Genomic DNA, 20,065 nt, shown 5'->3' with positions numbered 1-20,065 from the left:
TCCAAGGATTTAACGATTTTTAAGGCGTTATCTAATAACTATTATTGAATACTATTTATTTGATAGCTATAGTTTTATTTGCTTTTTTCTTGCCAATTTCTTTTTTGGCAATGTCCACATGCAAAATTCCATCTTTATAACTGGCTTCAACTTTACTTTCATCAATATATTCAGGTAAAGTAAAAGTTCTGCAGAATGATTGATAATTAAATTCTTTTCTGACGTAATTATCTTTTTTTCTTGTTTCTTCTTTCTCTTCCTTTTTTTCGGATGAAATCATAAGCATATTGTTGTCAATTTCAACTTTGAAATCTTCTTTTTTCATTCCCGGAGCAGCTAATTCCACTTGCAATTTATCATCAGTTTCTTTTAAATTCACCGAAGGTAAATTACTGCCAATAGCAGTAAAATTTTTATCATTCCAATCAAAAAGATCTCTTGAAATAAAATCATCGAAAAATGTATTCACAGTGGGAAATAAACCGTTTCTTTTTACTAAAGTTTCCATAGTTTTATAGTTTTAATTGTTTGAAATAACTTGAATCAAATTTAATGATATTATTTATTTACAAATATTATTTAACTTATAAAACGTTGAAAATAAGATAATTAACGACAAAATACCTTTTTAGTTTAAACTTAAAAAGGTATTTCTTACGGATGAAAACAAGTATTAAATATTTTTAATACCAGCGTTTTTTGTTTTGTTTAGAAACTTCTGATTTTCTCGATTTGTGAGCTCCACCGCTTCGGTTTGAATTTTTTTGTTGGGATCCAGGAGCAGTTTCAGGACTTCCTGAATGCCAAGGATAAGGATGATCATTTACGGTTTTTACATCCACTTTTATTAGTTTTTGGATGTCTTTCCAATAAGTATGCTCGTCTTTACTGCAAAAAGAGATTGCAATACCGCCATTTCCGGCACGACCTGTTCTACCAATGCGGTGAACATACGTTTCTGGAATGTTTGGTAAGTCAAAATTGATTACAAAAGGCAATTGGTCAATATCAATTCCTCTGGCTGCAATATCAGTAGCGACTAAAACGCCAACTTCTTTATTTTTGAAAGCATCCAAAACGCGTTGTCTTGCATTTTGTGATTTGTCACCGTGAATGGCTTCTGCGGCAATATTGTTTTTTCGCAATGCTTTTACAACATTATCAGCACCATGCTTTGTTCTTGAAAAAACCAAAACATCGGATAGATTTTCATTTTTAATTAAATGATATAGTAAGTTCCTTTTTTCTGTTTTGTCAACAAAATAAACACGTTGTTCTACATTTTCAGCAGTTGAAGATACAGGAGAAACGGTTACTGTTGCTGGATCAGTCAAAAACATTTCAGCTAATTCTCGTATTGCAATTGGCATTGTAGCAGAGAAAAACAATGTTTGTCTGTTTTTTGGCGTAAGCTTTACAATTTTCTTTACATCATTCACAAAGCCCATATCCAGCATTTGATCCGCTTCGTCCAGAACTAAAGTGTGTAAATGGTCTAAATCAATAAAACCCTGTTTGTGTAAATCTAGTAGTCTTCCTGGTGTTGCAATCAAAATATCGACACCGTTCTTTAAAGTGTCTACCTGTGGATTTTGTGAAACTCCACCAAAAATGGTTAGTTGTGTCAGATTTGTGTATTTTCCGTACGTATCAAAGCTTTGTCCTATTTGAACAGCTAATTCACGGGTTGGAGTAACTACTAAAGCACGAATTTGTTTGGCTTTTTTTGAAGAACCTACAATTCGATGCAATTGATGTATAATCGGAATAGCAAATGCGGCTGTTTTTCCGGTTCCAGTTTGTGCGCAACCTATTAAATCTCTTCCTGATAATACAATTGGGATAGATTGTTCTTGAATAGGTGTTGGGTTAAGATAGCCTTGTTCAAATACGGCTTTTTGTATACTTTTTGAAAGTGATAAATCTTCGAATAACATATTTTTGGTATTTAATATCCTGTATTATGTACATAGATAGTGCGACAAAGATAGTATTATTATTTTTGATGGTGGATTACAAGGTATTTAGGTGTACAACTTGTAGATTTTGAATTTAGAAATTCATCAATAAAACAGACTAAATAGTATTAGATTTAATAAAATCAGTTACTAAATATCCTATAAGTTTACCTATCAGATGATTGTTTTTTTCTTCTCCTAAATCTGGTGCGCCTTCGCAAATATGCAAATAGGTCGCATTTTTATTTTTTGCAAAATAGGATATAAATTGGCGCAGTTGCTCCACTGAGAAACCACTCAAAGTCATTGCGCTACAAGCTATATTAGGAATGGAATCCAGATCTATCTCAATTCCAAAAAAATCTTCATTTATAAACTCTAATGCTAGAGCCATTTCTTGATTGAAATCTTTTTCTTTTCTAATGTTTACGCTATCATAAGTATTGTAGCGCACACGGTCTTCTATTTTTTTAATGATGTCCAATACACTTTTGGAAGTGTAATTTTCGTGTAAACCAAAAATAAAATATTTCTTTAAAAACCCTTCTTCAAAAGCATATGAAAAACCATTACCGCTGTGACGTCCTTCTAAAATTCTAAAATCGGAATGAGCGTCAAAGTTTATAGCATTGATAGGTTTTCCTTTAGCAAGAGCGGTTCCTTTGATATTTCCATAGGAATTATTATGTCCGCCACCTATAATTATAGGAATTTTGCCCAGTTTTATAATATTGAAAATTATATGAGAAACATCTTTATCAATTTTTTCTACCAGTTGGCTTAATTTAGATCGATCATCAATATCATTAAAATCTAAATGCTCTACTTCTTTCATTTCGGCACTAACATTCAATTGGCCTAATACAAAAAGTTGACTTCCTTTACAAAATCGATTGTGCTGAATATTAGCGATACTTTTAATGGCGCTATCCCATGCTGATGCTGCACCAGGCCTGCCATAATTAGCTCTTATGCCTATATCTTCCGGAATTCCAAACAGTACATATTTTGCGTCACAAGTCTTTAAAAACTCAATAGCATCGGTCTCTTTTGGAACAGTTATCATTTTCTCTCCAAATTTTATTTCACCACTTCTATGGTTCGTAATTTTTGCAAGATCTTTGATGGTAAACGGGATAATTTTTTCCATTAAAAAAAATATTTTTTTTCCAAAAATAATATAATTACGTTAACTTACGTTATTACGTGGTTATATATTGTTAAATTTGTAAAATAAATTAAATTAAATTAAAAGATGGAAAATCAAAAAAGCAGTTCAAGTCTTAAAGCGGTTATAGCAGTATTAGCTATTTTATTAGTGGGAAGTTTAGTTTATATTTTTAAAATGACTTCAGATACCGAAATCGTTAAAACAGAATTGAAAACGACATTAACTGAGAAAGAATCAGTTATGAAAGATTTACAAGAATTAAAATCAACCTATGATGCTGCAATTGCAGAAAACACATCTATGTCTGAAGAGTTAATTCAAGAAAGAGATAAAGTGGTAAACTTAATGTCTGATTTAAGTAAATCGAAAGGGGATGTAGCTTCATTATCGAAATACAGAACTCAATTCAATGCTTTGCAAGGAAATATGAAAGTTTTAATTGCTGAAAATGACAATTTAAAAAAGGCAAATACAACACTTACTACTCAACGTGATAGTACAGTTGTAGTATTAGGAGAAACTAAAAAGAATGTTGAAGCATTAACAGGTCAAAATGAAGAATTGGCTAAAGCGGTTGAAATCGGTTCAAAATTGACGGTTTTAAACACTAGAGGTTCTGCTTTTAAATTAAGAAGTTCAGGCAAACAAATTGAAACTGATAAAGCAAGCAGAGCTGATGTTCTTAGAGTTAATTTTACAATAGCTGAAAACCAAATTGCTAAATCTGGTGATAAAACATATTATGTTCAAGTAATTGACAGTAAAAACAATGTTTTAGGAGATAAAAAAACAGAGACTTTTGGAGACAATACTTTAACATATAGTTTTTTAACTAATGTGAAATATGAAAACAAAACAATCAATGTTACTGAAGATTTAAGAGGTAAAGATTTTGCTAAAGGGACGTACTACATTAATATTTTCGATAGAGATATATTAGTTTCTAAAACAAGTTTTGTTTTAAGATAAACAATAGTTTACATAATAAAAAAGAGGAACGTAATGTTCCTCTTTTTTTATGCGAAAATTTCACCTTCTATCAATACAGTATCAATTAGATTACTGCCAAAAGCGTACGGCAATTGATAATAGGAAGGGATAGGTTTTGTAATTATGAGGTTTGCTTTTTTACCAATGGTTATGCTTCCGTGGGTTGCTGAAATTCCCATGGCATAAGCTCCGTTTATTGTAGCCGCATTTATGGCTTCTTCGGGAGTCATTTTCATTTTGATACACGCAGTAGCAACAACAAAGTTCATATTTCCTGATGGAGTAGAACCTGGATTGTAATCGGTTGCAAGAGCTAGAGGAAGTCCGGCAGTTATCATTTCTCGTGCCGGCGTATATGGAATACTCAAAAAATAAGAACAGGATGGTAACGCTACAGGCATTGTTTCTGTATTTTTTAAAGCTTCAATATCTTCTGTTGTCATAACTTCTAGATGGTCAACCGAAAGTGCATTGTATTTAATTCCAGCCTGAATTCCGCCAATAGAGTTGAATTGATTGACATGTATTTTTGGCTTTAAGCCAAATTTAATCCCAGCTTCCATTATTTGTTGGGTTTCATCAATAGTAAAATAACCGGTTTCACAAAATACATCGATGAATTCTGCCAGTTTATTTTTGGCAATTTTAGGTAGTATTTCGTTAATGATTAAATCTATATATCCTTGATGATTTCCTTTAAATTCTAATGGGAAAGCGTGAGCACCCAAAAAAGTTGCTTTAATGGTTATTGGATAGTTTTGCGCTAAACGTTGAATCACGCGAAGCATTTTTAATTCTCCTTCAACTGTTAATCCATATCCTGATTTGATTTCTACAGCGCCAGTTCCTAAACGCATGACTTCTTCAAGTCGTGCTTTGGATTGATTATAGATTTCTTCTTCGGTCGTTTCATTCAATTTTTTAGCAGAATTTAAGATTCCACCGCCACGATTGGCAATTTCTTCATAGGTCATGCCATTGATTCGATCGACGAACTCTTGCTCCCTATTACCGGCATAAACAATATGGGTATGACTGTCGCACCAAGAAGGCAAAACCATTTTTCCGGTGGCATCAATCGTTTTGTCAGCAAGTATTTGAGGTAGATTATCCATAGAGCCAAAATCAGCAATTAAATGGCCTTTAATTACTAAAAAGGCATTTTTGATAGTTGGAAGGATTGCCATTTCAGCACCGGAAACTTTAGCTATAGCCGTTTCTCGAACCTGAAGTAACTCTTTTATATTGATAATTAACGTTGTCATTTTATATGATAATTACTCTGAAATTTTGATTTCAAACATTTTATTCCAGTTTTTACCGGTTACAAAAATGGTTTTTGTTTTTGGGTTGTAAGCGATTCCGTTTAAAACGTCAGTATCTTCTAATTTAGCAATTTTTGTAGTCAAATCTGCAAGATTGATTATTCCCTCGACCGCTCCATTTTTAGGATTAATGACAGCAATTGCATCTTTTTGGTACACATTTCCATATATTTTTCCGTTAATCCATTCCAGTTCGTTTACACCCTTTACTTTAGATTTTAAAGAGTAAACATTGATATGGTCAATCGCATTGAAAGTTTCAGGATTTAATACATGTATCGTTTCGGAACTATCAGTCATATATAAGTTTGTACCATCATTGACTAAACCCCAGCCTTCCATATTTTTGTAATATGGAACTGTTTTTTCTTTTTTGAAAGTATCTGCATTATAAACATACGCTTCATTATTTTTCCATGTCAATTGGTAAACTTTATTGTTTAGAATTGTAATTCCTTCGCCAAAATATTGAGCATCTAGTTCTACTTTCTTATAAACTTCCCCAGTTTTATAATTTGTTTTTCTTAAGCTGGAAATTCCTCTTTTTCCAGATGGACCTGATCCGTTTCCTGTACCTTCATAAAGCGTATCACGGTAAAATTCTAATCCTTGAGTGTACGCTTGAATATCGTGCGGATACGTATTTACGATGGTATACTTCAATAATTTTGGCGGAATATTAGATACTAATTCTACTCTTGCGGTCGCTTCTGAGTTTTGTCCCTCATAATAAACTAAAGCCTTTAGGTTTTGATAGCCTAGTTTTTGATCTTTTAATTCAAAAATTAATTTGTCAACTCCTTTTTTGGAACCAATTTTTTTGTCATTCACATAGTAAATAATACTGTCAATAGTTTTTGAATTGGAGTTCAAAATTTCCAAAGAAAGTGCTTCTTGAGGTTCGTATTGTTCCTTAAATTTTGAATTATCAAAGGTAAATAAAGAATTTTCACCTTTTTTTGTATCACCACAGTTAACGAATAAGGTTCCTAATAAAATGATAGATAGTATGTTATAATTTTTCATAATGTAAAATTTGAATACCCCAATATACAACGTTATTTTAATAGGTGCAAAGCACTTGCAAAAATATAAAAAGGTTGTATATTTGCACCGGCAAGTCCTACACGACCAGCTCCTGCAGACTCCCCCAGGATGGGAACATAGCAAGGGTACGTGGTTGAGCGGTGCGATGTAGGTCGCTTGCCATTTTTTATTTCTTACAAAAGTAGTCTTCCTTCGGGAGGATTTTTTTATTTTTGGACTATTCTAACTGAAGTTGGGTTTAGCTTTTTGTAGTTGTACAAGATGTCAAAAACTTTAGACTTTAAACCTTAAACAAAATAAATGAGTAAAGTAGTTCTAATTACAGGAGGTTCTTCGGGAATAGGGAAATCTATTGGCGAATTTTTGCATAAAAAAGGTTTTGTTGTTTATGGAACCAGTAGAAATCCGGAACGAGTTTTAAATTCTGTTTTTCCATTGGTAGCTTTAGATGTTCGGGATGCAGATTCTATTCATACGGCTGTAGCCAAAGTAATTGCTATTTCAGGAAGACTGGATGTTGTAATTAACAATGCCGGTGTGGGTATTACAGGACCATTGGAAGAAATTCCAATGCATGAAATCAAGAACAATTTTGAGACTAATTTTTTTGGTCCAATTGAAGTGATGAAAGCCGTTTTACCACAAATGCGTTCGCAAAAATCAGGATTGATTATCAATATTACTTCAATTGCCGCGTATATGGGCTTGCCATACCGAAGTGTTTATTCAGCTTCCAAAGGTGCCCTTGAACTTATAACCGAAGCGTTACGTATGGAAGTGAAATCCTTTGGTGTTCATATTACGAATGTGGCTCCGGGTGATTTTGCTACAAATATTGCTTCGGGACGTTATCATGCTCCGGTTATAAAAGGTTCTGCTTACGAAATTCCGTACGGGGATTCACTAAAAACTATGGATGAACATGTTGATAGTGGCAATAATCCTAATGAAATGGCAGAAGCGGTGTATAAAATTATCCAAACTCCAAATCCTAAAATTCATTATAAAGTAGGGGTTTTTATGCAAAAATTCTCGATTGTCTTGAAGAGAATTTTACCAGATAAAGTATATGAAAAAATGCTTATGAATCATTATAAGTTGTAATTTTGCACCGAATTTTAGCAGCGTGAGATTAAGAGGAGAACGCCAGTGGCTGTCAAGTATTTGAATTTACGTATGCATGAGGGATTGTAGCGGCATCCTTTTTTTGTAGCGCTGTGCAAAGCAAAAGCGGAACAAAAAAGATACAGCGAAAAGCCCGACCCGAAGTTTTTTACGAAGGGTCATGCCCAAATTATAAAACACACAATTAAATAGATATATTATGAAGTTTTTTATTGACACGGCTAATTTAGCTCAAATTAAGGAAGCACAAGCATTAGGCGTTTTGGATGGTGTTACAACTAATCCATCATTGATGGCAAAAGAAGGAATCACAGGTAAAAACAGCATTTTGAAACATTACGTTGACATTTGTAACCTAGTTGATGGTGATGTAAGTGCCGAAGTAAATGCTTTGGATTACGAAGGAATGGTTAAAGAAGGAGAAGAATTAGCTGATTTACATGAGCAAATCGTGGTGAAATTACCTATGACTAAAGAAGGAGTTATGGCTGCTAAATACTTTTCGGATAAAGGAATTAAAACGAATGTAACTTTAGTATTCTCCGCTGGTCAAGCTTTATTGGCTGCAAAAGCTGGAGCTACTTATGTTTCTCCGTTTATTGGTCGTTTAGATGATGTATCTACAGACGGTTTGGCTTTGATTGAAGAAATCAGATTGATTTATGATAATTACGGTTATGAAACTCAAATTCTTGCTGCTTCAGTTCGTCACACGATGCATATTGTAAACTGTGCAAAAATAGGTGCTGATGTTATGACTGGTCCATTATCTGCCATTTACGGCTTATTGAAACACCCATTGACTGATATTGGATTGGCACAGTTTGTTGCTGATTTCGAGAAAGGAAATAAATAGATTTGAGATTGCAGATTGCTTCGCCTGTTCGCCTTTCAGGCTCGGGTAACGATTTTTGATTTGAGATTTCGGTAAATAAAAACTCCCATTTTGCTAAGCATAATGGGATTTTTTATTGGTTTGGTTTTGGTTAGTTTGTGTTAAAATTAGTGTCCTCCACCAACTTCTATTTCTTTTCCTATTCCTTGTTTTTCTAAAATTCCAATTACTTTCCAACCATAGAATGCTATGAATGCAAAACACAAAACTGGAATGAAATAAGAAGGATGAATTCCAATGATATCAGCAAGTTTTCCTTGTAACGGTGGGATAATTCCACCACCTAAAATCATCATTACCAAGAATGCAGATCCTTGTGATGTATATTTTCCTAATCCGGCAATTGCCAAAGAGAAAATACAAGGCCACATAATACTTAAAAATAAACCACCGCTCATAAAAGCAAAAATAGCAGTTGTACCAGTAGTTAATAAACCAATTATCATGGCAACCATTCCCATTAAACCAAAAATCATTAAGGTTCTTGATGGTTGATCTTTCCCTAAAAAGAAACCTGCAATTTGGAATAAAATTACTAATGCGTAAGCATATAACGGTGTAACATCTTGTCCAGAAATTGCATTAGCAGTCAATACCACTCCAAATGCTACATAAGGAACAACGATAAGTAAAATTTTTCTTAATTGAGATGATGGGTTAAAAACGGTGATAGCTCCAGCCCAACGACCAATCATTAAACTTCCCCAATACATAGACATATAAGGTGCTAATGCAGGTCCAGAAATAGAACCAAAATCAGCAGTTACCAATAATTCTCCAAGATTACTTCCAATAGTTACTTCGACACCAACGTAAGCGAAAAGCGCTAACATTCCCAAAACTAATTGTGGGTATTTCATAGCACCCCAACCTTCAGGATTTTTCTGAGCTGTAGTATTGGCAAAAAACAAACCGATAACTACAACTAGCAATGTAGACACAGTTAATGCTAAACCTAAATAATCCTTCTCTTTATTCTCGATGAAACGAGTGATAAATTCAGAATCTTCATAACGAGAAAATATATAAGCAAAAATAGCTACCAGAATTACTGTGATAGCAATAAGCGTTTTCATTGCTTTGCTGGCTGTTTCAAAAGTAGAGTCACTTTTACCGGCTGGCAATTTTTTAGAAAAATGAAATAATGCTGCAGCTAATAAAAATAAACCTCCAACAAATACATATAATATTCTCATTGAATCCAATGAGTTTTCTTTTTGAGCAAATTCTTCAATATTTACTCCAGCAACAACACCAAACAAGGCAATAGAAACAACTATTGGCCCTATTGTAGTTCCTAATGAATTGATTCCTCCAGCAAGATTCAATCTGCTTGAAGCAGTGTGTGCTTCTCCTAAAGAAGCAGCAAATGGTTGTGCAGAAGTTTGTTGTAGTGAAAAGCCTAATGCAACTATAAATAAAGCTCCTAAAATAAATAAATAACTTCCCTGTGTTACAGCTAAGATCATTAATACAGCTCCAAATGTACTAATCAATAGTCCGTAAATAATTCCTTTCTTGAATCCCCAAGCATTTAAAATGTCCTTTTTTGCGATGCTGCTAAAAATAAATAAAAGTAATGCTCCAATATAATATGCTCCGTAAAAAGCAAAATCTATAAGTTGACTTTGAAATTGATCTAAGCCAAACTTGGCTTTACAAAAAGGGATAAAAATACCGTTTGATGCTCCAATAAATCCCCAAAAGAAAAATACGGTAATGAGCGTATAAAGTGCGGAATTGTTAGACTTTGTTTGTTCTGAATTCATAATTTTAAATTGGTTAATGATTAAGTTAATTACATTTATAGCTGCAAGACCGTAAATATATTTGTTAAGTAAATTAAAAAAAAATTATTTAGAATAAATATTGTTAGAATTATAGAATAATCACTTTTTGTTAAAAAACGATGCTTTTTTTTCGAAGTTTTTGCTTTTTCAAATAAAAATATTGAAACGGAATTTACTCTAAAATTTTACTTTTTACATCTTTGGTGTAATTTCTACCAATTGGTAGCGTGTAAGAAAGGATTTGTATCCTGTTGCCTTCGATTGATTTTACTTTATCAATGGCTATAGTGTACGATTTATGGATGCGCATGAACCTATCAGCAGGTAATTCTTCGGATAAAGAGGTCAATGATTTGTGGGTAATATAAGTTTTATCGGTTGCAACTACTTTTATGTATTCCTTCATTCCTTCAATAAACAGGATTTCATCGATGGTTATTTTGACCATTTTCTTATCTACTTTGATAAAAATATGGGGCTCAATTTTATGCGGTTCAATTTTAATATTGTTTTTTAAATTGAAATCGGCTTCAATCTTATGAATGCATTTTATAAATCTTGGTAAGGGTATTGGTTTTACTAAATAGTCTAAAACATCTAAATCGTAACTTTCGGCAGCAAATTCTCTAAAGGCGGTCGTGATAATAATTTTGGTCTTGTATTCTATCAATCGAATCAATTCAAAACCGGTCATCATTGGCATATTAATATCTAAAAAAACAGCATCGACAGAGTTGCTGTTTATAAATTCTAGAGCCTCCAGTGCATTATTGAATGTACCAGTAATTTCAAAGTCGGCAAAATTATTAAAATAATTCTGCAATACTTTCATGGCTAATGGTTCGTCGTCAATCAAAACACATTTAATCTTCATTAGATAGCGGTATTTGTAAGCGGATGATATAAAAATTGAACTTTACCTGTTGTTCTAATTTATATTCTTTCTTGAAAATTAACTTTAATCTCTTCTTAGTATTCGTTAATCCAATTCCTTTTTTTTCTTTAAAATCTGGTGAAAGTACAAAATTATTCAGCATTTCAAAATCAAGTATGTATCCATCAATAATTTTACAATTTATCTTTATTTTAATATTGTTATTATTTACTCCACCGTGTTTAAAGGCATTTTCCACAAAGGAAATCAGCAGTAATGGCGGTACTTTGACTTCATCAATGTTTGATTTTAGGTTTATACTTACCTCTACATTTTCAAAACGGAGTTTTTCAATTTCAATATAATTTTGAATATAATCTATTTCGTTTATTAATGGTACAAATTTAGTGTCTTCGATATCATATAATACATATTCCATCAATTTTGACAACTTTATAATTACATCGGGAACTTTATTAGAAGATTCCAGTGACAATGCGTATAAATTGTTCAGGGTATTGAAGAAAAAGTGAGGCTGAATCTGATTCTTTAAATACTTCAGTTTCATCTTGGATTGATTCTCAATTATGGCTCTGTTTCGTTCTCTTTCTTTGAGCCAAATTTGGGTAAGATAAATGGATGAAGTAATCGCCACTACATATAACTCACCAATGCAAACAGCTACAATATGATTGATGTCAAATGGTTTGTAGTCTCTATTAGCTTCTGGCCAAATATCCTCAGAAATAATGTAATAGGTTAATCCTGTTTTTAATAAGTAGATGATCATTAAACTAAAAAGTAAAGCAACTGTATACTTATAATATTTTGATGTTAATATCTAGCGGGGAATAAGAATAAATAAATTGAAATAGACTAATGGAATATGTAGCGAAAATTCTAAAACATTAGATTTAAAAGAATATTCATAATCATTGAAATACGCTCCCCATCGTAGAAAGTTCATCAAAAAAAACAATCCCCAAAACCAAAAATGATTTTGAAGTTTGCTATCGAATTTTTCCTCGTTGGTATGCTTCATTTTTTGTTGGAATTATCTTTTGGAGTAACCATTTTTAAAGAAAGTGATTTTTATGGGACTTAAATCATTTGACACTAAAAATCTTTTTAAATAAAAATATCAAAAATATGCAAATTGATAAGAAAAACTCATAATTGTTGCAGTTGAAAAACGCGTTGTTGACAAAATTGTGTCGTTGGTTTAAAATAAGCTACCGTTGGTATAAATTATTTTCTCAGGAAAAGCGTTTTATTTAATTTTATACTTAGATTAAAACAATTAATATCAACGAAGTAATTAAATCGAATAAATAAAAATAAAATGAAAAGTGCTTTAGAAATTAAACCTGACATCAGCTATAAAAGTGCCGGTAAATTTGAAGAAACGAGATTTGAAAAAATCCACAATGAAATTTTTAAAAACTCAGTAGAAGCGTCTGTTATTGTCGCTCAGGAAATTGCACAATTAATTAGATCCAAACAAGAAGAAAATAAACCTTGTGTTCTAGGTTTAGCAACAGGATCTTCACCAATAAAAGTATATGAAGAATTGGTGCGAATGCATAAAGAAGATGGTCTTAGTTTTAGTAATGTAATCACTTTTAATTTGGACGAATATTATCCAATGACAAAAGAGAACAATCAGAGCTATCATTATTTCATGCACCAACATCTTTTTAATCATATTGATATCAATCCGGAAAATGTAAATATTCCAGACGGAACGGTAGTTATCGAAGAACTGAATCAATATTGCATTGATTATGAAATGAAAATAAAAAATGCAGGTGGACTTGATTTTCAATTATTAGGAATTGGGCGTACAGGTCACGTTGGTTTCAATGAGCCGGGTTCGCATATCAATTCAGGAACTCGAATAATTACTTTGGATCATATCACCAGAGTAGATGCTTCATCAGACTTTAATGGTATTGATAATGTTCCTAAAAGAGCTATTACGATGGGTGTTTCTACGATTCTAAGGTCTAAAAGAATTGTATTGATGGCTTGGGGACAAAATAAAGCCGATATTATAAAAAGAACCGTTCAAGGAGACATTAGTTCTGAAGTTCCTGCTACTTTTTTGCAAAATCATACCAATACAACTTTTGTTTTAGACCAATCGGCAGCTTCTGAATTAACCCGATTCAAAACGCCATGGTTAGTGGGAGAATGTATTTGGACACAAGAGTTAAAAAGTAAAGCGATTGTTTGGCTGTGCCAAAAAACAGATCAATCAATTTTAAAACTAACCGACAGGGATTACAATAATAATGGTATGTCTGATCTTTTAGCTTTAGAAGGCTCCGCTTACGATTTAAATATCAATATGTTTAATGTATTACAACATACGATAACTGGATGGCCAGGTGGAAAACCGAATACGGATGATACATACAGACCGGAACGCGCTAATCCAGCTAAGAAAAGAGTAATCCTTTTTAGTCCGCATCCAGATGATGATGTAATTTCTATGGGAGGAACTTTTTCAAAATTGATCAAACAAGGACATGATGTTCATGTGGTGTATCAAACTTCAGGAAATATAGCCGTTACTGATGATGAAGCTTTAAAATTTGCCGAAGTTTGTAACGATTTTATTGGTGCGGATGAAACTAAAATTAATTTCAAAGCAGTTATCAATTTTCTAAATAACAAAACAGAAAACCAGATTGATTCATTAGAAGTTCGAAAATTGAAAGGTTTAATCAGAAGACGTGAATCGTATGCTGCCACAAGATATATTGGATTAAAAGATGAAAATATTCATTTTTTAGACTTGCCTTTTTATGAAACAGGACAAATAAAGAAAAATCCATTAGGAACTGAGGATGTAGCCATAGTTGCTGCTATAATTGCAAAAATTAAACCCCATCAAGTTTTTGCTGCTGGAGACCTTGCTGATCCGCATGGAACGCATGAAGTTTGCTTGAATGCAATTTTTGCGGCAATGAAACAACTGAAACCAGAGCCTTACATGAATGATTGTTGGTTATGGTTGTATAGAGGTGCTTGGCATGAATGGGATATTCACGAAATTGATATGGCAGTTCCTTTAAGTCCAGATGAAGTTTTACTAAAAAGACACGCCATTTTGTACCATCAATCTCAAAAAGACAGGGTAATGTTTCAAGGAAACGATTCTAGAGAATTTTGGGTAAGAGCTGAAGATCGAAATAAAAGTACAGCAAAATTATATGATAATCTAGGTCTTGCGGAGTATGAAGCTATCGAAGCTTTCAAGCGTTTCGACTATTAAAAATTAACTTTATAAAACGGATAAATAACATGAAATTCATTCTAATCCTATTATTCTCTGCTTTTGTTTCTAATGCTCAAATACAAAAAGAACAATTAGATCTGATGCCTTGGCCTCAAAATGTAAATTTGACTGCCGGTACTTTTGCTTTAAGCAAAGGATTTAAAGTAAATATTACCGGTAATCCAAATCCTCGAATTTTTGTAGGTGCAACTAATTTTTTACGAAGATTAGACGGTAGGACGGGTTTGTTTTTTGAGCAGGGTTTTTCGACAAAAATTAACGAATATCCAGAGGCTCAATTACAAATTAGTTGTGTTCGCAGCGGAAAAATAGGATTGTATGAAGATGAAAGTTACCAACTGAGTATTGATTCCAATAAAATAAAAATCACTGCAACTACTGATTTAGGGGCCCTACATGGATTAGAAACAGTATTGCAATTATTGCAAAATAATAGTAAATCATATTATTTTCCAGCAGTTGAAATTACAGATTTTCCACGATTTACATGGAGAGGATTGATGATAGATGCAGCAAGACATTTTCAACCTGTAGCAGTAATCAAAAGAAATCTGGACGCTATGGCTTCCATGAAAATGAACGTTTTTCATTGGCATTTAGTAGATGATCAAGGATGGCGAATAGAAATGAAAAATCATCCAAAGTTTACAGAAATGGCTTCAGATGGAGAGTTCTACACCCAAGAAGAAATCAAGAATGTTGTAAAATATGCAGGAGATAGAGGAATTATGGTTGTTCCTGAAATTGATGTTCCAGGCCATGCATCTGCAATACTTGCCGCTTATCCGGAAATAGGCAGTAAAGTGGTGGATTTACAATCGAATTCAGTGGAGAGTAAAAAGCAAAGTATTGCAATTGCAAATTATGCAGTTGAAAGAAGATCAGGAATCTTTGATGCAACATTAGACCCAATAAATCCCAAAACGTATCAATTGTTAGGTGAAATTTTTGATGAAGTTTGTCCTTTATTTCCAGGGGATTATTTTCATATTGGAGGTGATGAAAATAATGGAAAAGAATGGGATGCAAATCCTAAAATTCAAGAATTCAAGAAGAAAAATAAACTGGCCAATAATCATGATTTGCAAACCTACTTTAACATGAAGCTGGTTCCAATGTTAAAAAAGCATAACAAAAAATTAATGGGCTGGGAAGAAATAATGACTGAGAACATGTCTAAAGATGCTATTATTCATGCCTGGAGAGGAACTAATGAAGGGCTTTCGGCTGGAGGATCATTAATCAAAGCAGCTAAAAATGGTTATCAAACAGTTTTGTCAAATGGTTATTACATTGATTTAATGTTAGGAGTAGAAAGTCATTATAAAAATGATCCAATCTCTAAAAACAGTATTCTGACTCCTGAAGAAAAAGCAAGGATTTTGGGTGGTGAAGCGGCTATGTGGAGCGAACTTGCAACACCATTAAATATAGATTCAAGGATTTGGCCACGTACTGCTGCTATTGCGGAACGATTATGGTCTAATGAAAATGTTACTGATATGAATAGTCTTCATAAAAGACTAAAAACGGTTTCTTTTAGGTTAGAAGAGCTGGGCATTACACATCTAAGGAATAAGGAAGTAATTTTAAGGAACATAAGTAATAATCAGGAAACTGTTGCTCTGAATGATTTTTCAAATGTTTGTGAACCTTTAAAAATATATACCCGCAACAGTCATGGAATAAAATATCGCATGTATTCTCCTTTTACTTTATTTGCGGATGCGTGTACAGCTGATGCTTTAGATGTTTTTGATTTTGATACAGCAGTAAATAAATATTTAGCGAATCAAAGCACAGAAAATCAAACAGCAGTAATCAATTATTTAAAAAAATGGGTGGATATGAATACAAAATTGATTGATTTGAGTGCCAATGCACCCTTGGTTCAACCACTTTTACCATTGTCAAAAAGCTTAAGTGCTATATCAGAACAACTTCTAGCAGGAATTGAAAAAAAACAATCTTTAAATTCATCGGTAATGAATGATTTATTGGAACAATGCAATTCAAAAAAACATGCCGATGTAGAATTGGCAGTATATAATAGTTTGAAAAAACTAATCAAATAATGAAAGTTCAAAAATAAAATAGGTTTGTTGAAATTGAGTTTGGTTATTTATATTTTGATTTATTTTATTTTGAATAAATATTAGTTTCTTTAATGATTTGGAGAAAGGTTTGTTTTAAAGAAAATGATATTATAAACCTGGCATTTTGTGTCAGGTTTTTTTTTGATTAGTCATTTAATCGTAAGCGAAATACAATTCCTGAAAATGTGCTTTTTTGGATAAAAAAAATTCGTATTTTTTTCGTATTTTTGCAAAAATTTTATAAAATAAATATTCATGTTAACAGTAAATAATTTATCAGTTCAGTTTGGCAAACGAATTTTGTTTGACGAAGTAAATACTACCTTCACACACGGTAATATCTATGGAGTTATCGGAGCCAATGGCGCTGGAAAATCTACTTTTCTTAAAATAATTGCAGGTGAAATGGATCCAACATCGGGACATATTCACTTGGAACCTGGAAAACGTATGTCGGTTTTGAATCAAAACCACAACATGTTTGACGAAAGTACCGTTCTCGAAACCGTTATGATGGGGAATAAAACCCTGTATGCGATCAAAAAAGAAATGGATGCTTTGTATTTAGATTACAATGATTCGAATGCAGATAGAATAGGGGAATTGCAAGTGCAATTTGAAGAAATGAACGGTTGGAATGCTGATTCTGATGCTGCATCGATGTTATCGAATCTTGGAATTACCGAAGATAACCATTATACTCTAATGGGAGATTTGGAAGGAAAAATAAAAGTACGAGTACTTTTGGCACAAGCACTTTTTGGTAATCCAGATTTGCTTATTATGGATGAGCCTACCAATGATTTGGATTTTGAAACTATCGCTTGGTTAGAGAATTTCTTGGCAAATTATGAGAATACAGTAATTGTAGTTTCTCACGATAGACACTTTTTGGATTCAGTTTGTACCCATATTTCTGATATTGATTTCAATAAAATCAATCATTATTCAGGAAATTATACTTTCTGGTATGAATCAAGTCAATTAGCGGCTAAGCAACGTGCACAACAGAATAAGAAAGCCGAAGAAAAGAAACAAGAATTAGAAGAATTTATTCGTCGTTTTAGTGCGAATGTGGCCAAATCAAAACAAGCTACTTCTCGTAAAAAAATGATCAGTAAGTTGAATATTTCGGAGATAAAACCATCAAGTCGTCGTTACCCGGCGATTATTTTTGACCAAGAGCGTGAAGCAGGAGATCAAATTTTGAATGTGCAAAATCTAAGTGCTTCAATTGATGGTGATGTTTTGTTTAAAGGAGTTGATTTGAATATGGCTAAAGGCGATAAAATTGTTCTTTTCTCAAAAGATTCACGTGCAACTACAGCTTTCTATGAAATTTTAAATGGAAACCAAAAAGCCGATTCAGGAACTTATGATTGGGGAGTTACTACAAACCAAGCGTATTTACCAGTAGAAAATCATTCCTTTTTTGAGAGTGACTATTCTCTTGTAGATTGGTTGCGTCAATGGGTAAAAACTGAAGAAGAGCGTGATGAAGTAAATATTCGTAGTTTCCTTGGGAAAATGATTTTCTCAGGAGAAGAAGCTTTAAAAACCTGTAGAGTATTATCAGGAGGAGAAAAAGTACGTTGTATGTTGTCTCGAATGATGATGGAAAGAGCGAATGTTTTAATGCTTGATGAACCAACGAATCACTTAGATTTAGAGTCTATTACAGCGTTTAATAATTCATTGAAAAACTTCAAAGGATCTGTGATTTTCACCACTCATGATCATGAATTCTCTCAAACGGTTGCCAATAGAGTTATCGAATTGACACCAAATGGAGCGATTGACCGTTACATGACCTTTGATGATTATCTTGATGATGAAAAAGTACAAGAATTGAGAGTTAAGATGTATTCTTAAATAATAAATTCAAATAGAAAAAGGCGATTGTTTTGAAACAATCGCCTTTTTTATTATGTCAATATTGTTGAATTGATTATTTCTAATTACAAGTTAAACCAAGAATAGGCGCAGGTGCAACATTTGGATTATTTGTTGATACAGACCAACTTCCGGTAATTGTACCACCAGTATTAGTAGAATTCCAAGTTACTCTGATTGTTACTTCTGAACATTTAGCGATACCTCCTTCAACTTTTATTATTCTGTTTGAACTTCCACCAGGTGTAGATTGTGTAGTTGTTGTATTAGTACCGCCAGTAACAGTTACAACAGCATTAGCTCCAGTGAAATTAGTCAATCCACCTTGGATTTTAAAATAGGATAAATCAGCATCCGATTTAAACGTGTAAACTGCCTCACGAGATTGACCACACGAAATAGCTTCTGCTGTAAATGAAGTTACACAATCAGTACATATACCAAAAAGGCTATAGTTTACATTAAAAACGGCTTGAGGTCCATTTCCTGCAATTTGTAATGCAAAACTCTTAATGTCACAAGCTTTCCAACCTGAACTTAGCGGAATAACTAAAGTTCCCCATGTATTTTCAGCAACAGGACCTGTTGTCCATGATGAAACACCATTGATTACCAAATCGCTCCATCCATTAGAACTTTTTACTTTCAAAATAAAATCAGTAGTAGTATTGTAATACTCAATGTTTACTGTTTTACTGAACTTGTCATTATTAGGCCCACCCCAAGTTACAATTTGTTGTTCAGAAGTTTTAAAGTAAGGACCGTCAGCTTTAATGCAATCAATACTACAATTTCCGTTAGATATTTTAGTTGAAACAGGAGCTGCAGTTTTTAATGTGTTACTTGCATTTTTGTTATTTGCAGCTTCAGATGTTGTTGTCGTTAATTCTTCTGTTTGGCAAGAATGCAATACAGTAAAAAAGATAAGTAGGTAAGAAAATTTCAAAAAGACTTTAGATTTTAGGGCAATTTTTTTCATATTTATATTTTTAAATTGTTAAAATTTTTGTTAAATTATTAAAAATAGTGCTACAAAAAAATGTTAGTTGACTTATTCTATGAACGGATTCGTAAAAACGATTAAAGGCATTTGAAATTAAAAATTTATAAGATATTTAGGACTAATTATTATTGCAATATTTGTTTACCACTTGAAAAAAGTATTTAAGAATAAAAAATAGAGTAATAAAAAAGCCATCCAAAAATTACTTTCTGGATAGCTTTATTTTGTAGAATGTAAAGTATTCAATAATTAACTAGAAATAATTAATGATACGACATTCAGTTTTTATTTATTTCTGTTGAAAATTTTACTTACAATAAATGCGATAATCGCTAGTACTGCAATGACAATAAAAATACCTACACCAACTCCCGCTTTAAATATACCTTCTATAATTGAACAACTTGTAAATGATACTAATACTACTAAAAGCATTAATATTCTGGTTAGTTTCTTTTGCATGATTTTTATCTTTAAATTGAAATATAAAATTACTAAATCAAGAGGCTAATTTGTTATATAATTTCTACTGTTTATTGTAAAATTTTTTAATAGTTTTAAAAAAAATCACAAAATGCACCTTTAAAAATATTT

17 protein-coding genes and 1 other RNA gene are annotated in these 20,065 nt (G+C 32.5%); 7 read left to right on the top strand and 11 right to left on the bottom strand.

Annotation, left to right across the window (positions count from 1 at the left end; all coding sequences use genetic code 11):
* Window positions 1-55: 55 nt before the first annotated feature.
* From Q1W72_RS01860 to Q1W72_RS01850, 3 genes are all read right to left on the bottom strand, one after another.
* Window positions 56-508 carry an Hsp20/alpha crystallin family protein gene (locus tag Q1W72_RS01860; RefSeq protein WP_099715654.1) on the bottom strand — a complete coding sequence of 151 codons (453 nt, stop codon included), beginning with the start codon at window positions 506-508 and terminating at the stop codon, window positions 56-58.
* 175 nt (window positions 509-683) lie between these two features.
* Window positions 684-1,937 carry a DEAD/DEAH box helicase gene (locus tag Q1W72_RS01855; protein ID WP_121341963.1) on the bottom strand — a complete coding sequence of 418 codons (1,254 nt, stop codon included), beginning with the start codon at window positions 1,935-1,937 and terminating at the stop codon, window positions 684-686.
* A 139-nt stretch (window positions 1,938-2,076) separates the two neighbouring features.
* Window positions 2,077-3,108 carry a formimidoylglutamase gene (locus tag Q1W72_RS01850; protein ID WP_099715652.1) on the bottom strand — a complete coding sequence of 344 codons (1,032 nt, stop codon included), beginning with the start codon at window positions 3,106-3,108 and terminating at the stop codon, window positions 2,077-2,079.
* Between the two features lie 105 nt (window positions 3,109-3,213).
* On the opposite strand from Q1W72_RS01850, the gene Q1W72_RS01845 reads away from it, so the two are divergent.
* Window positions 3,214-4,098, top strand: a complete 885-nt coding sequence (locus Q1W72_RS01845) for a hypothetical protein (RefSeq protein ID WP_099715651.1) — start codon at window positions 3,214-3,216, stop codon at window positions 4,096-4,098.
* A 47-nt stretch (window positions 4,099-4,145) separates the two neighbouring features.
* Here Q1W72_RS01845 and hutI read toward each other — a convergent pair whose 3' ends face one another.
* Both hutI and Q1W72_RS01835 read right to left on the bottom strand, forming a co-directional pair.
* A complete protein-coding gene (hutI, locus tag Q1W72_RS01840; RefSeq protein WP_302137033.1) occupies window positions 4,146-5,384 on the bottom strand; it encodes an imidazolonepropionase in 1,239 nt (412 codons plus the stop codon).
* A 12-nt stretch (window positions 5,385-5,396) separates the two neighbouring features.
* Window positions 5,397-6,470, bottom strand: a complete 1,074-nt coding sequence (locus tag Q1W72_RS01835) for a glutaminyl-peptide cyclotransferase (RefSeq protein ID WP_302137032.1) — start codon at window positions 6,468-6,470, stop codon at window positions 5,397-5,399.
* A gap of 88 nt (window positions 6,471-6,558) precedes the next feature.
* Between Q1W72_RS01835 and ffs the strand changes: the two genes are divergently transcribed.
* The 3 genes from ffs to fsa all read left to right on the top strand — a co-directional run bounded on the left by ffs (window position 6,559) and on the right by fsa (window position 8,472).
* Window positions 6,559-6,656: signal recognition particle sRNA small type (gene ffs / locus Q1W72_RS01830), an RNA gene on the top strand.
* A 135-nt stretch (window positions 6,657-6,791) separates the two neighbouring features.
* Entirely contained in the window at window positions 6,792-7,595 is an 804-nt protein-coding gene (locus tag Q1W72_RS01825; RefSeq protein WP_302137031.1) for an SDR family oxidoreductase, read from the top strand.
* Between the two features lie 220 nt (window positions 7,596-7,815).
* Entirely contained in the window at window positions 7,816-8,472 is a 657-nt protein-coding gene (gene fsa / locus Q1W72_RS01820) for a fructose-6-phosphate aldolase (protein ID WP_099715647.1), read from the top strand.
* A 146-nt stretch (window positions 8,473-8,618) separates the two neighbouring features.
* Here fsa and Q1W72_RS01815 read toward each other — a convergent pair whose 3' ends face one another.
* The 4 genes from Q1W72_RS01815 to Q1W72_RS01800 all read right to left on the bottom strand — a co-directional run bounded on the left by Q1W72_RS01815 (window position 8,619) and on the right by Q1W72_RS01800 (window position 12,217).
* Window positions 8,619-10,280 (bottom strand): MFS transporter, encoded by a 1,662-nt coding sequence (locus Q1W72_RS01815; RefSeq protein WP_121341967.1) that lies wholly within the window; start codon window positions 10,278-10,280, stop codon window positions 8,619-8,621.
* Window positions 10,281-10,473: 193 nt separating this feature from the next.
* Window positions 10,474-11,175: a LytTR family DNA-binding domain-containing protein gene (locus tag Q1W72_RS01810; RefSeq protein WP_302137030.1), complete on the bottom strand. Its 702-nt coding sequence runs from the start codon at window positions 11,173-11,175 to the stop codon at window positions 10,474-10,476.
* Entirely contained in the window at window positions 11,165-11,965 is an 801-nt protein-coding gene (locus Q1W72_RS01805; protein ID WP_302137029.1) for a sensor histidine kinase, read from the bottom strand. Before Q1W72_RS01805 ends, Q1W72_RS01810 begins: the two co-directional genes overlap by 11 nt.
* Window positions 11,966-12,016: 51 nt before the next feature.
* On the bottom strand, window positions 12,017-12,217 hold the full coding sequence (locus tag Q1W72_RS01800) for a hypothetical protein (RefSeq protein ID WP_302137028.1): 201 nt from the start codon (window positions 12,215-12,217) through the stop codon (window positions 12,017-12,019).
* Between the two features lie 300 nt (window positions 12,218-12,517).
* On the opposite strand from Q1W72_RS01800, the gene nagB reads away from it, so the two are divergent.
* The 3 genes from nagB to Q1W72_RS01785 all read left to right on the top strand — a co-directional run bounded on the left by nagB (window position 12,518) and on the right by Q1W72_RS01785 (window position 18,447).
* Window positions 12,518-14,455 (top strand): glucosamine-6-phosphate deaminase, encoded by a 1,938-nt coding sequence (gene nagB, locus Q1W72_RS01795; protein WP_302137027.1) that lies wholly within the window; start codon window positions 12,518-12,520, stop codon window positions 14,453-14,455.
* Window positions 14,456-14,484: 29 nt separating this feature from the next.
* Entirely contained in the window at window positions 14,485-16,554 is a 2,070-nt protein-coding gene (locus Q1W72_RS01790) for a beta-N-acetylhexosaminidase (RefSeq protein ID WP_099715642.1), read from the top strand.
* A 276-nt stretch (window positions 16,555-16,830) separates the two neighbouring features.
* Window positions 16,831-18,447: an ABC-F family ATP-binding cassette domain-containing protein gene (locus tag Q1W72_RS01785; protein ID WP_099715641.1), complete on the top strand. Its 1,617-nt coding sequence runs from the start codon at window positions 16,831-16,833 to the stop codon at window positions 18,445-18,447.
* An 82-nt stretch (window positions 18,448-18,529) separates the two neighbouring features.
* On the opposite strand, the gene Q1W72_RS01780 is transcribed toward Q1W72_RS01785, so the two are convergent.
* Both Q1W72_RS01780 and Q1W72_RS01775 read right to left on the bottom strand, forming a co-directional pair.
* Window positions 18,530-19,447, bottom strand: a complete 918-nt coding sequence (locus Q1W72_RS01780) for a hypothetical protein (protein WP_099715640.1) — start codon at window positions 19,445-19,447, stop codon at window positions 18,530-18,532.
* Between the two features lie 309 nt (window positions 19,448-19,756).
* The gene (locus Q1W72_RS01775; protein ID WP_199074802.1) at window positions 19,757-19,933 is read right to left on the bottom strand and encodes a hypothetical protein; all 177 of its coding nucleotides are present in this window, start codon (window positions 19,931-19,933) and stop codon (window positions 19,757-19,759) included.
* Between the last annotated feature and the right edge of the window lie 132 nt (window positions 19,934-20,065).

It is taken from the genome of Flavobacterium sp. ZE23DGlu08 (assembly GCF_030505335.1).
GTDB classification, from domain to species: Bacteria; Bacteroidota; Bacteroidia; order Flavobacteriales; family Flavobacteriaceae; genus Flavobacterium; species Flavobacterium algoritolerans.
The sequence above is the reverse complement of the archived record's forward strand: the minus strand, read 5'-3'. Positions and strand labels throughout refer to the sequence as shown.

Bases quoted from the DNA above. Each gene is read 5' to 3' on its own strand.
- nagB (WP_302137027.1), top strand. From the start codon at position 12,518: ATGAAAAGTGCTTTAGAAATTAAACCTGACATCAGCTATAAAAGTGCC.
- Q1W72_RS01850 (WP_099715652.1), bottom strand. From the start codon at position 3,108: ATGGAAAAAATTATCCCGTTTACCATCAAAGATCTTGCAAAAATTACG.
- Q1W72_RS01845 (WP_099715651.1), top strand. From the start codon at position 3,214: ATGGAAAATCAAAAAAGCAGTTCAAGTCTTAAAGCGGTTATAGCAGTA.
- Q1W72_RS01810 (WP_302137030.1), bottom strand. From the start codon at position 11,175: ATGAAGATTAAATGTGTTTTGATTGACGACGAACCATTAGCCATGAAA.
- Q1W72_RS01805 (WP_302137029.1), bottom strand. From the start codon at position 11,965: ATGATCATCTACTTATTAAAAACAGGATTAACCTATTACATTATTTCT.
- fsa (WP_099715647.1), top strand. From the start codon at position 7,816: ATGAAGTTTTTTATTGACACGGCTAATTTAGCTCAAATTAAGGAAGCA.
- Q1W72_RS01780 (WP_099715640.1), bottom strand. From the start codon at position 19,447: ATGAAAAAAATTGCCCTAAAATCTAAAGTCTTTTTGAAATTTTCTTAC.
- Q1W72_RS01790 (WP_099715642.1), top strand. From the start codon at position 14,485: ATGAAATTCATTCTAATCCTATTATTCTCTGCTTTTGTTTCTAATGCT.
- Q1W72_RS01815 (WP_121341967.1), bottom strand. From the start codon at position 10,280: ATGAATTCAGAACAAACAAAGTCTAACAATTCCGCACTTTATACGCTC.
- Q1W72_RS01785 (WP_099715641.1), top strand. From the start codon at position 16,831: ATGTTAACAGTAAATAATTTATCAGTTCAGTTTGGCAAACGAATTTTG.
- Q1W72_RS01835 (WP_302137032.1), bottom strand. From the start codon at position 6,470: ATGAAAAATTATAACATACTATCTATCATTTTATTAGGAACCTTATTC.
- Q1W72_RS01800 (WP_302137028.1), bottom strand. From the start codon at position 12,217: ATGAAGCATACCAACGAGGAAAAATTCGATAGCAAACTTCAAAATCAT.
- Q1W72_RS01825 (WP_302137031.1), top strand. From the start codon at position 6,792: ATGAGTAAAGTAGTTCTAATTACAGGAGGTTCTTCGGGAATAGGGAAA.
- Q1W72_RS01775 (WP_199074802.1), bottom strand. From the start codon at position 19,933: ATGCAAAAGAAACTAACCAGAATATTAATGCTTTTAGTAGTATTAGTA.
- hutI (WP_302137033.1), bottom strand. From the start codon at position 5,384: ATGACAACGTTAATTATCAATATAAAAGAGTTACTTCAGGTTCGAGAA.
- Q1W72_RS01860 (WP_099715654.1), bottom strand. From the start codon at position 508: ATGGAAACTTTAGTAAAAAGAAACGGTTTATTTCCCACTGTGAATACA.
- Q1W72_RS01855 (WP_121341963.1), bottom strand. From the start codon at position 1,937: ATGTTATTCGAAGATTTATCACTTTCAAAAAGTATACAAAAAGCCGTA.